Below are 11,522 nucleotides of genomic sequence, written 5' to 3'. Positions count from 1 at the left end.
CTACTTTACAACGTGGCGACGTTCGGACAACAAATTTGGCGCTCGCGTTCTTAAGAAAACGAAAATGCGCCCGCCAGCCTCCTCGGCCGACGAGTCCGCCGCTCCACTCGCCCTCGTCCCAGTCCGAGCGGCGCAGGATTCCCGAAAGCCTGTACCCGGGGACTGGCCAGGGTCAGGCCGTGGCCGCCTGGGATGGATCGCGGCCGGGGCCCATGTCTCTCGCCGCGTTTACTCGAGGGACCTGTCGGGCTTCTCTATTTTGCCCTCGGGCTCCGGGGGCGGCAGCGAGATGATGCAACTGCCCACACCGAGCCCGATGCTGAGGATCAGCACCATGAAGACCCAACGCCCGTCGAGGTCCAGCCGCGAGACGGCATGTGGGCCCAGAAGGGCGTCGATGGGGATCGCCAGGGGGAGCATTCCCACGGCCGCCAGGGATAGGGCTAGTGAAGTGAAGTAACGGCCGGGGAACGCGATTGCGGCGCGAAACTGGCCGAAGCCCGCCAGCAAAAGGGCGGCGGCCGTCATGGTGAAGACCATACCGACCCCCTGGGAGGCGCTCTGTCCGGCGTGGGGAAGGAACGAGAGTAGGGCGAGCGCCTCGAGCGAAGCCGAGGCGAACAGGCCGGCGGCCAGGATCAACCTCGCCTGCCCTGTTCTCCCGGCCGCAGCGAAGACGAGGGCGGCGAGAACCGATGCTCCGGCGACGATCACGCCGAGAGCGCCGAGCCATATCGCACCGAAGTTCATGCCTTCCATCGCCGCGCCTCGGCTCGGGTTCTTACCGCGTGCTGGCCCACCAGATGACCAGGAGGGCGACGATCGTCAGCGGCGCCATGATGAAGGCGGTCTTCCTCTTCCGGCGCGAGCGGTAGGCGGCGTACTCGCCTTCATCCAGGAAATACCCGGTGCCGGCCTCGCGCAACGCCCCGGCCTTCAGCAGGCGGCGCATCACCCGGCCGCCCATCCAATTCTGGTCGGGAAGAGAAACCGCCGATGCGGCATCCACCGCCCTGGCTTCCCGCAGGCGCTCGACCAGGATTCGTTCCTTCCGCCTGGCGGCGGCCACGACCGCACCGATGCTCATCAATCGACTCCACGAGGCTTTTGTTGTTCTTAGCCACGGAGAGGATTCGTGCGGAAAGGAATAAGATTGTAACCCGGTGCGAGCGGGTTTCTCCAGGAGGGCCTGGGCCGCCTGAGACTTCCGGGAGAGATGAGCGCGTCGAGGCAGCGTCGGCCGAGGTTCTATCGCTTCGTCGACCGGTTCGCGACCGCCTCGGCTTCGGCGAAGTCGACGGCGACTTGCTCGCCCTCCTCCAGCCCGGAGACGATCTCGATATAGTCGGGCGTTGATCGTCCCGTCTTGATGGCTCGCCGCGACAGGCCTTGGGGCGAGGCGACGTAGCAGGCGGATTCCTCGGCGATATGCGACATCGCATGGACGGGAATGGCGAGGGCGTCGGGAAGCTTGCCAGTGTCGATCTCCACGCGGGCGGACATCAGGGGAAGCAGCCCGGGGGGCGTGTCGTCCATTCGGACGCGGGCGATGTACTGGCGCATGCGCTCGTCCCACGCCTTCCAGTCGGCGACAGGCATGGGGAGGATGGAGGCGACTCGGGCGGAGAAGGTCCGGCCGGGGATCGCGTCGATGCTCACCACCGCCGGCATGCCGGCCTTCACCCGGGCGCCGACCGTCTCATGGATCGCGACCTCGACCTCCATCCGCGAGAGGTCGGGGATCTTGAGCAGGTCCTGGCCCTCGTAGACGAGTGCGCCGGGGCGGATGGGAAACCACTTGGACCGCCAGTCGTGGACGGCCACGCCGTCTTGTGGCGCGCGGATGACGCAGTTTGCGACCTGTCGCCGAAGATGCTCCAACCGCTGCTTCTGGATCGCCAGCTTCTCCTCTTCAAGCCGGTATGCGTGCTCCGCGGAGGCGACCTTGCTTCGGAGCGAAACGATCTCCTTGGGCGCTTTGAACTCGCGGAAAAGCTTGTACTCACCCTCCGCCTTCGTCAATTCGTGCTTCGCCTTCTCCAACTCCTGACGCTCGCTCAGGAGTTGGCCCGATGAGGTATAACCCTTGGCGACCATCTCCTCGGTCCAGTCCAGCCGCTTGGCGAGCAGGGCGAGGTCTGACTTCCCCAGCGCGATCCGACGTTCGTAGTCGCTGGTCTCCGTCCGGGTCTCTCCTTGCTCGTACTGGATCAGGGCGACCTTCGCGACCTCCAGCGCCGCCAGGGCCTGGTCGCGAGCCGCCTGCGCCTCGTTCACGGCGATCTCCGCCTTCCGGGCCTTCTCCTCATGCGCCGAGGAGTCCAGCCGGCAGAGTTCGTCCCCCTTTTTCACCCGGGCCCCGTTCTCGATGAGGCTCACGACGGCGACGCCCCCCACGTCGGCGACGTCCTCGACCTCGCACTTCAGCGCCGTCTCCTTGACCGACAGCAGGTCGCCCCCCACCACCAGCCGGGTTTCCAGCGGCATCCGCTGCACGATCGTCGTCTCGACCGAGACCAAGGACGACGAACGCCCCACCCCCGCGAGGGCCCACCAGGACCCCGCGGCCACCGTCGACGCCGCGGCCAAAAGCCGGAACGACGCCCCGATCCCCGCCGTCGATATCACGCCCATCCGCGCCCCCGCCGATTCCAGGGAGCCCTCAGCAGCGTCGACCCGCTCGACGTCCGCCCGCGACCGTCCGATTCAACTGTGTCCTGACAACTGTAGTTGATTCGACTTACAAATGTAAGATAAGACAGAGATTTTTTTCGCGGTGGAGGGGAATCCGGTCGAGATCTCGCCTGGGGCGTCTCAGGCTCGATCGTGAGAGTCACCCGTCGAAGGCCCTCCGCGCCTCCTGGATCTGGTCGCGGTGGCTCTCAGCCCAGATCCAGACGCCGCAGAACGCTTCGCCGAGGCTGCGGCCGAGGTTTGTCAGGGCGTACTCGACTCGGGGAGGGACGACGGGGAAAACGGTGCGGGTGATGAGGCCGTCGCGCTCCATCTGACGGACGGTCTTCGTGAGCATCTTCTGGCTGATCCCCTCGACGTGGCGGGCGATCTCGGTGAATCGGAGCGTCCCGCGCTCCTCAAGGGCTTCCAGGATGAGCATCGTCCATTTGTCGGCGACGCGGCCGATGATCTCGCGGACGAGCGCCTCGATCTCCGGGTCGACCTCTTCGGGAGGGCGTCCGACTTCCCTGGCCATCCCACACTCTCCTTTGGGTGCGTATCGCTCTTTCGGGTGCCTTCTTGCCGAAGGAGAGTACACCCCTAGGATCTCTCGGGGAAGGGAACAAGCCGATCGATCACCAGCCGAGAGGGGAGAATGGCCATGCAGATCACGGGAAACACGATCCTGATCACCGGGGGCGGGTCGGGGATTGGGCGGGCGCTCGCGGAGGCGTTCCACGCCAGGGGGAACCAGGTCGTCGTCGCCGGCCGTCGCGCCGAGGTGCTGGACGAGGTCGTCGCGGCCAACCCCGGCATGAAGGCGCTGACGCTCGACGTCGACGACGGGGATGCGATTAAGGGGTTCGCCGAACGAGCCGTGCGCGAGTTCCCCTCGTTGAACGTCCTGCTGAACAACGCGGGGATCATGAAGCTGGAGCAGTTGACGTCGTCCCCCGGCGACCTGGACGACGCCGAGAAGACGGTGGTCACGAACCTCCTGGGCCCCATTCGCCTGACAGCGGCCCTCCTGCCCCACCTGATGAAGCAGCCGAGATCGGCCGTGATGAACGTCACATCCGGGCTGGCGTTCGTGCCGCTGGCGATCTTCCCGACCTATTGCGCGACCAAGGCGGCGCTCCATTCCTACACAATGTCGCTCCGCCGACAGCTCCAGGGGACGAGCGTCGAGGCGATCGAGATCGCGCCCCCCTACGTCCAGACGCACCTCACCGGCGATCACCAGGCGAACGACCCTCGCGCCATGCCGCTCGACGAGTACATCGCCGAGGTCATGTCGATCCTCGAACGCGACCCGGCAGTCGCGGAGGTCGTCGTCGAGCGTTGCAAGCCCCTCCGGTTCGCCGCCGAGAATGGCAAGCTGGCCGAGATGTTCGAGGCCCTCAACTCCCAGGCGTTCTGAGATCGACGACGAAGGCCTCGGGGACGGCCGCCTCCACGAGCAGCCGGGCCAGGTTCAGCCAGGGGCCGCAGCGGTCCAGGACGCCGGAGTCGGCGGTGGCGACGGCGGGGCCGGGAAGCATCAGGATCGGGTCGGGATCGGGGACGACCTCGGCGATGAAAGATGGGTCGACCTCGCGGATCAGGGCGGCGAGCCGGCCGCTGTTGGAGACGGGGGCGTCCAGCAGCCACGTGCAAGGGCCGACGCCCCAGGCTCGCAGAAGCCTGGCGGCGATCTCCAGGCCCGGGCGTGTCTCCTCGACGCGGCGATACGTGCCGTGGACGCTCGCCAGGTCGCGGAAGCAGCCGTCGCGAGCCCCCAGCACCACGCCGCCGCCAAGGGCGCACTCCAGCGTCAGGATCACGTTCAGGGCGTCGATCCGGATCGGCTGGCCCCGCAGGTCGCCCGGCTCGACCTGACGCGACCGCCGATCGGCCACGGCCGCATCCGAGGCCGCGCACCGCAACACGGCCGATCGCTGTCGCTCCACCAGGCGGTGGCGGTCCCCCACCAGCTTCAACGCCGACGGTTCCGCGTACCCCCGCGAGAGCAGCCACGAAAACTCGGCCGTCGCGACCACCAGCGCCGGTCGGGCCGACTCGCCGAACCACTCCCGATCCCCCGGCCCGGGGCCGCGATGCTTCCTTGTATCGGGCACGGCTCGTTCCTCGTTCAACCGAGGTCCCAAGGGACTTCGCTTCAGACGCAGGCAACGCGAAATTGCTTCAGGAGGAGTCGACCTCGGGCGGTGTGGCCACGCAGCTCATCATTGTGTCCGCGCGAGGACATCGCTTGAATCGCGCTCGTACTTTACAGCCACGATCGGCCAAACGCTCCCCAAAGGGCCGCGCGGGAGCGGAGCATGGCGGTGGTGTCGCCGCAACCGACGTTCAGGCGGGGGACGGCGAGCGGGTCGAAGCCAGGTCGGACGATCCCCTCGAACGAGGTGAATCCGATGCGGTAGCCGACGTCCGAGGCCAGACGAAACGTCCTGTCGGACACGGCCCCCGGCCAGCCGTAAGGATAGGCGACGGTTCGTACCGGCCGTTTCACCGCGGCCTCCAGGATGGTGCGCGACAACGCCAGCTCACGGCGGGCGGAACGGTCGTCGAGGCTTCCCAGCGCGACGTGACCGTGGGCGTGCGAGCCGATCGTGTGGCCCGCGTCGACGAGCTTCCGCAGGTGCTCCCACGTCATGAACAGCTCGCGGCCGAGGGCGGGAGAATCGACGTCCACCCTGGCGGCCGCTTCCAAGCGTTGCAGGAAAGCGTCACGGTCGGCGACCTCGCCGGTCAGCACCGGGCGGATGAGGGTCATCACCGCCGCCGAGCGATCCCCGTCGGCTCGCTCGACGACGATCGGCCGCGGGTCGCCCGGAGCGCGTTCGACCTCGAATCGATCAAGTTTTGAAGACTTGACGATATAAGCCAAATGGTCCCACCAGGGCAGCCGGGGGCGTTCGAGGTGGTCGGTGGGGATGAAGAACGTCGCCGGGACGCCGAGTTCGTCGAGGATCGGCAGCGCAGCGTCGAAGTTGTCGCGGTAGCCGTCGTCGAAGGTCACCACCGCGCGAGGCCGTTCGTCGTCGTGATCGTCGATCAGATCTTCCGGTCCGACGACGCGGAACCGATCACGGACCATCGCCATCTGAGCGCGGAAGCCCTCGGGCGTGGCCGAGACGACGTTGTCATAATACGGATTCCCCTCCCCCGGTTCGGCGACGCGATGATACGTGAACACCGCCGCCCGACGCCCCCCCAGCGCCTCCAGCGCCCTCGCCGCGCCCGTCGCCGCCAGCCCCTGAGCCAGCATCGCCCGCTTGTTCGTCACCCGGTCCAGAAAACCCAACGGATGCACATCCTCTCGAATTTGCGAGGCCAGGATCTATCGCCAGGCCGGGTGGACGCCCAACTCCTCGGCGATGGCCCCGAGGAAGGCGTGCATGACGCCCAGGCGTTCCTCGGCCAGGTCGCGGCCGGCGTTGGTCTGCATGGTCGCGGGGAGCTTCATGAGCTTGGCGGCGAAGTGGTCCAGCGCGAACTGGTTGTCGTTCAGCGGACGACGGACGGCGAACGGGTCGTCGGCGTCGAACATGTCCGATCCCATCAGGCCCGCCGTGTAGAACGTTCGGGCCACGCCGATCGCTCCCAGGGCCTCCAGCCGGTCGGCGTCTTGCAGGATCTTCGCCTCCACCGTGGTCGGCTCGACGCCCGCGGAGAAGCTGTGGGCATGGATCGCGTGCTGCACGGCGGCGACCTTCTCCTCGTCGAAGCCCAGATCCCGCAGAACCGGCTCGGCCGCCTCCGCCGACATCGCCGACGCCCGCTTGCGATCGGGCGAGTTCTTGGGCGGGCTGACCAGATCGTGCAGATAGGCCGCCGCGACAAGCACCAGGCGGTCGCCCCCCTCGCGGTCGGCGATCCGCATGGCGTTGTCTCGCACCCGACGTGCGTGATGGATGCCGTGGCCGGCGTCACGGTCTTCGGGCAGGCGATCGAAGGCGGCTTCGAGGGCTTGCGTCAACGATGGCAGGTCCATGGGTCGGGTCCGTCTCTCAGCGCTTCGGGTCGAGCCGTTCGTGCAGGCTCATCAGCAGCCTGGCCGTGTAATTCTCTTCCTTATCGATGATCGAGTCGAGGGCCCCCAGGGCCGGGCGAGCGGCTTCCCCCATCTCGTCGAGGGCGGTGAGCGCGGCGACGACCGTCCAGGGTTCGGTGTTCTTCAACTCGGCCGTGAGGACGGGAAGAGCCTGATCGGCCCGACCGCCCTTTCCAATCCACGACGCGGCGGTGATTCGCACCACGGGCGAAGCGTCTTTCAGGCTGGGCTCAATCGCATCGAGAGCGCCACGCGAGCCCAGCCGCTGGACGGCCCAGTAACGGACGGCCTCATCGGGGCTGGAGAGGTCGGATTCACCCCCTGCAATCGCGGCGTGGCGGATGGCCTTGAGCCGCTCCAGGCCGGCGTTCCCCTCCAAAACCGCCCAGCGCGAACCCAGGGCCTTCTCGGCGGCGGCGAACAGCGGTTCGGGCAGCAGATGGACGTCGCGAGTGCGGTACGTCCAGTCCTCCTGCTCGCGGCGGAGTCGGTCGCGAAGCTCCGCCAGCGCGGGGTCGTCGATCCGGTTGTGCTGCTGCCAGGGGTCGGCGTCGCAGTCGTAAAGCTCTTCCTCGGGCTTGCCGGTCGCGGCGAACCAGGCGCATTGCGGAGGGAGCTTGTTCTCGGCGGCCAGCCGGCGGAGGGCCTGCATCGTCTGCTCCTGCTCGGCGTAGTTGAGCGGTTGGCTGTAGGCTTTCCACGGCATGTAATTGCGGACGTAGAGGTAGCGGGCGTCGCGGACGCTCCGGATACAGTCGTACCGCTCGTCCATGCGGTCACGAGCCCCGTAGACGTACTGCCGGGGCGCGGGGAGCTTCGCCCCCAGGAAAGGCTGGCCCTGCATGTGGCCGGGGACGGCGACTCCGGCGAGGTTCAGTACAGTCGGCCCGAAATCGAGCCCGCTGATGAGCCGGCCGTCGGTAGTCCCCGGAGCGCCTTGGCCGTCGACGCGGAACTTCTCGGGGATGGAGACGACCATCGGAACGAGCGTGCCGCTGTCATAGAGCCAGCGCTTGGCGCGGGGAAGGCCGTCGCCGTGGTCGCTCCAGAAGAAGACGATGGTGTTGTCGAGCAGGCCGTCGGCTTCCAACTCCTTCAGCCGCTCGCCGACGCGGCGGTCCATCACGGTCGCCAACTCGTGAAGGTCGGCTTGATCGCGGCGGACGTCCGGTTCGTCGGGGTAGATCGGCGGCACGTCCAGCGAGTTCGGGTCGGGCCGCTCGGCCGGCTTCAGCTCTGCCGTGTCCTTCGCATACTTCGCAGGATCGGCGAAGACGTGGGACTCGTGGGTGATCTCGAAATTGAAGACGGCGAAGAACGGCTGACCCGGTTCCTGACGGTTGCGCCAGTGGGCGTTTTTGCTGACCTCGTTCCAGCCGGCCTCGAAGCCGGCGAGGTTGTAGTCGGTCTTCACGTTGTTGGTGCAGTAATACCCCGCGGCGCGGAGCGACGTTGGGAAGCCTTTCGCGAAGGGGGGGACCTTCGCCTTGCTCCGCATTCCGTTCGCACCCAGCGAGGTCGGCATCATCCCGGTGATGATCCCTGTCCGCGATGGAGCGCAGACTCCCGCATTCGTGTGGACCGCCGTGTACCGCACCCCGCGTTTCGCCAGGCCGTCGATCGCCGGCGTGGTTGCGTTCTTGCCGCCGTAGCAGCCGATGTGATGCGGGCTGAGGTCCTCGCAGCTAAGCCACAAGATATTCGGCCGATCAGCCGCCGCCGCGACGGTCGCGCTGAGGCACCATGCCGTGAGGAAGCCGTAGATCAGCCGCATCGTCGATTCTCCCCATGTCGCCCGAAAGGCGCTCAACGGCCTTCCCCCCTCGCGGGGGAAGGTGGCCCGAAGGGCCGGATGAGGGGGGATCGGCTCTGCGTTCGAATCGACCGATCGGATTCGAGGGTGACGGCGGTCGTCCCCCTCATGTGATCCACCCCATCCGCGTCCCATAGTCGACCCGCGCCGGGGCCCGGATGCAAGTCCCCGGCGGGCCGGTCAGTCGCGGCGCGTCATCAGGGCTTCCACGGCTCGGTCGAGGGCTTTCTCATCCATCCCGCCCTTGTATCGGATGACGCCATCGGGGTCGAGGACGTAGACGGTGGGCCAGGATTTCACGTTCCAGGCGGTCGAGATCGGTCCCTCAGGGCCGCCGTCGGCCCAGGAGCGCCAGGAGACGCGTTGCTCCTGGATCTGCGACCGCATCCGGGCCGCGTCCTCGTCGCCGTTGACCCCGAGGATCACGAACGGTCGATCCTTGTAGCGCTCGGCCAGTTCGCGTTCGTGGGGGACCATCGCCATGCAGGGGGCGCACCACGAGGCCCACCAGATGAGGGCGACGACCTTGCCTCGATGTTCGCTCAGCTTCATCGGCCGACCCTGGGAGTCGACGCCCGTGATCTCGGGCGCGGGCTTGCCGACGGTCAGGTCGCGGATCTCGTGGAGCAGCGTCCGGGCGCGATCGGCGTAGGTGAGCTTGCGACTCTCGTCATACACGACGCCGGCGTAGTCGCGTGTGACGAGTTCGAGGATCTGCTCCACCTCGCGTCTCAGAGCCTCGCCGTCGCGGTCGCGAACGCGGCTCATGACGTCCCTGTCGGCCGCGGTCAGCCCCTCGCGCTCGAAGAGCCCGGGATGCTCGCGGAGATCCTTCGATTGCCGGGCGATGCGCCGGAGGTGCTCGGCGAGCGCCAGGGCGGCGTCGGCCCGGACTTCCGCCGAGGGATTCTCCTGCATGACCCGCCGCAGGAAAGGTTCGACCTTCGGCCGCGTGAGGTCGAACGAGATCGTGGAGAGGACGGGGCCGATCTCCGGCGACGCGACGTGCTTCGCCTCGATCGCATCGAGCGTCTCGCCCCACGAAGCCCCGAACGGGTCGACGCACATCGCCCGCGACAGCGCAAGCGCAGCGGCGGGGTCGTCCGGATGCTCCTTCGCCATCGCCAGGAACTTTCGGGCGAACGCCGCGCCGTCCGGCCTCGGCGTCCCGCTTTCGCCCGGCGTCCCCCGATGCGAAGCCTCGGACCACTTCCGCTGGGCGTCGGCGAATTCCCGGTAGAGGGCGTCGCAACGAGCCTCCAGCGAATCCGACGCTTGCGCGGGCAACGACGATGCCAGGAGAAGAATCGCGGCCAGAGTCGTCATGATCGGTCCTTCTCCGAGTCGTGTGCCGTTCCCTCAACGCCCTGAAGTAGGCGATGGACGCCGGACGTTCGGCCCCGACTTGGGCGAGCCGGGACCGCCTCGGCCTTCGAGGCGGACGCCGCGACGTTCCGATGGTGGCGTCGTCCCGGACGCAATTCAACGGGGAAAGACGAGGCCGACGAAATTGGCGACCGGACGGGGCCGACACACCTTCAGATCACAAGCTTGAGCTCTCCCGTCGCAGGATCGAGGACGACGTCCCTGACAACTGTGCCCGGGGGAAGCACTTCGGTCTGCTTGACGATCTGCCCCATGAAGTTCAGGTGGTCGATCGAGTTGGCGAATTCCAGATTATCGACGTCACGGTCGTCGCCGCCCAGGCAGGACGGAACCTTGCTGGAAACGTGAGTGAAGAGGGGATAGGGCGATCCCGTCGCGCGTAGCAATTGATCCATCACTCGGAAGTATTCGCGCGTCACCTCCTCGTTGAGCACGACGTTGCCGATGAAGCCCTGGAAATCGGAGGCGCAGGAAGTGCTGGAGCCATCGTCAAAGCATAGGATTCGGACCATCCTTCGACGGGTCCCGAGCGCATAGTAGTACTGATTTCCAAATACGTCCTCGGCGAAGACGAAACACTGGTCGTCGAGGCCGAAGTGTTTCTTCCAAAGGTCCACGTGATTCCAATGGATGACGTCGTGCTCCGGCGGGCCGGATGCACCGAAAAAGTGGAACATGCGATCGGGAGTGTACCCCCCGTTGGTATCCCGGAGGAAAACGAGGTAATCGTCGTCCAAGCGGTCCGGCAATTCGGGGGGGAGACTCGCGGGTCGCGGCTCGACCAACGTCAAAGACCTCGCCAGGTTCGAGACCTCGTCGCGTGAACGCATAGAAGGATTCGGCTCCAGAGCAAGTGGTAAAATGGGCAAGGCGTCCCGTCAGGAGGCGGCTTCACGCGCCGTGAGGCGGACGACGGCGGTCACGATCCCGTACAGGTGGGCCGTCATGGGGAACCCCCGCCAATAGCGGAATGCACTGCAGTACAACGTGACATTGTCCACGTCTTTATCTGGTTCCAGCGACACTCCAATCGAAGCCCTGCCGAGGCGACAATCGCACCAAGGCATGCCCCTTTCCTCCCCCTGTCCATCAATGCAGACGCCGGCGTCGGCAAGCCGCGAGAGAATGAGCGGCCAGGCGTCGACAGGGCAGGATTCGAACTGTGCCCTCGTCCCCATCGCGGCCCCTCGTTTTTGGCCTTCTCACCAGTTTTTACGGGTTCGCCGACCCCTCGGATCTCGCTGAAGCGTATCTCCGGCCTTTGATGGGGGCAAGGTGCGGCGGCCTCCGTCCGAGAGAGTATCAGTCTCCTGTTCAGCGGCTCAAAGATCTCCCACAGGCGATGCCAGCATTCACGATTTGGTCGTACGTTCCTATCTGAGAAGAGTCGGCCAGGAGAAGATCGAGCAGAGCGGTGGAGAGCGCCACGGAATCGTGGAGAAAACGGTCGATCGAAGCCAATTTCCTGAGCCGGATTTCAAGCGCCATGGTGTTTCGGATTCAAGAGTTACGTCCGAGCGGCTCGTTCGCTGGACCGGAAAAGCGAAGCCAATGGGGTTGGCCTCTGGTCCCAAAACTCCTGGTTCGTCT

The 11,522-nt window shown here is 66.5% G+C and carries 11 protein-coding genes; 1 reads left to right on the top strand and 10 read right to left on the bottom strand.

All coding sequences use genetic code 11. The annotated features are described in order from the left end of the window. Positions 1–228: 228 nt before the first annotated feature. The 4 genes from G5C50_RS16555 to G5C50_RS16540 form a co-directional block, all read right to left on the bottom strand. On the bottom strand, positions 229–759 hold the full coding sequence (locus G5C50_RS16555; protein WP_165071171.1) for a hypothetical protein: 531 nt from the start codon (positions 757–759) through the stop codon (positions 229–231). A 22-nt stretch (positions 760–781) separates the two neighbouring features. Beyond that, positions 782–1,087, bottom strand: coding sequence for a hypothetical protein (locus tag G5C50_RS16550; RefSeq protein WP_165071170.1), 306 nt, complete (start codon positions 1,085–1,087; stop codon positions 782–784). A gap of 161 nt (positions 1,088–1,248) precedes the next feature. Beyond that, positions 1,249–2,634, bottom strand: coding sequence for an efflux RND transporter periplasmic adaptor subunit (locus G5C50_RS16545; RefSeq protein ID WP_165071169.1), 1,386 nt, complete (start codon positions 2,632–2,634; stop codon positions 1,249–1,251). A 199-nt stretch (positions 2,635–2,833) separates the two neighbouring features. Next, positions 2,834–3,211: a winged helix-turn-helix transcriptional regulator gene (locus tag G5C50_RS16540; protein WP_165071168.1), complete on the bottom strand. Its 378-nt coding sequence runs from the start codon at positions 3,209–3,211 to the stop codon at positions 2,834–2,836. Between the two features lie 126 nt (positions 3,212–3,337). On the opposite strand from G5C50_RS16540, the gene G5C50_RS16535 reads away from it, so the two are divergent. Continuing rightward, positions 3,338–4,096 carry an SDR family oxidoreductase gene (locus G5C50_RS16535; RefSeq protein WP_165071167.1) on the top strand — a complete coding sequence of 253 codons (759 nt, stop codon included), beginning with the start codon at positions 3,338–3,340 and terminating at the stop codon, positions 4,094–4,096. Here G5C50_RS16535 and G5C50_RS16530 read toward each other — a convergent pair. The 6 genes from G5C50_RS16530 to G5C50_RS16505 all read right to left on the bottom strand — a co-directional run bounded on the left by G5C50_RS16530 (position 4,077) and on the right by G5C50_RS16505 (position 10,801). Continuing rightward, on the bottom strand, positions 4,077–4,793 hold the full coding sequence (locus G5C50_RS16530; RefSeq protein WP_165071166.1) for a DUF434 domain-containing protein: 717 nt from the start codon (positions 4,791–4,793) through the stop codon (positions 4,077–4,079). The two genes, G5C50_RS16535 and G5C50_RS16530, sit on opposite strands and share 20 nt — an antisense overlap. Positions 4,794–4,945: 152 nt before the next feature. Then, positions 4,946–5,983, bottom strand: coding sequence for a polysaccharide deacetylase family protein (locus tag G5C50_RS16525; RefSeq protein ID WP_165071165.1), 1,038 nt, complete (start codon positions 5,981–5,983; stop codon positions 4,946–4,948). Between the two features lie 36 nt (positions 5,984–6,019). Continuing rightward, positions 6,020–6,673, bottom strand: a complete 654-nt coding sequence (locus G5C50_RS16520) for an HD domain-containing protein (RefSeq protein WP_165071164.1) — start codon at positions 6,671–6,673, stop codon at positions 6,020–6,022. 16 nt (positions 6,674–6,689) lie between these two features. Then, complete coding sequence (locus tag G5C50_RS16515; protein ID WP_165071163.1) at positions 6,690–8,507, bottom strand: sulfatase-like hydrolase/transferase; 1,818 nt, start codon at positions 8,505–8,507, stop codon at positions 6,690–6,692. A 219-nt stretch (positions 8,508–8,726) separates the two neighbouring features. Further along, positions 8,727–9,872: a TlpA family protein disulfide reductase gene (locus tag G5C50_RS16510; RefSeq protein ID WP_165071161.1), complete on the bottom strand. Its 1,146-nt coding sequence runs from the start codon at positions 9,870–9,872 to the stop codon at positions 8,727–8,729. A gap of 212 nt (positions 9,873–10,084) precedes the next feature. After that, positions 10,085–10,801, bottom strand: a complete 717-nt coding sequence (locus tag G5C50_RS16505; RefSeq protein WP_206107738.1) for an SMI1/KNR4 family protein — start codon at positions 10,799–10,801, stop codon at positions 10,085–10,087. Positions 10,802–11,522: the final 721 nt, after the last annotated feature.

Origin of the sequence: Paludisphaera rhizosphaerae (assembly GCF_011065895.1) — a bacterium.
GTDB classification, from domain to species: Bacteria; Planctomycetota; Planctomycetia; order Isosphaerales; family Isosphaeraceae; genus Paludisphaera; species Paludisphaera rhizosphaerae.
The sequence above is the reverse complement of the archived record's forward strand: the minus strand, read 5'-3'. Positions and strand labels throughout refer to the sequence as shown.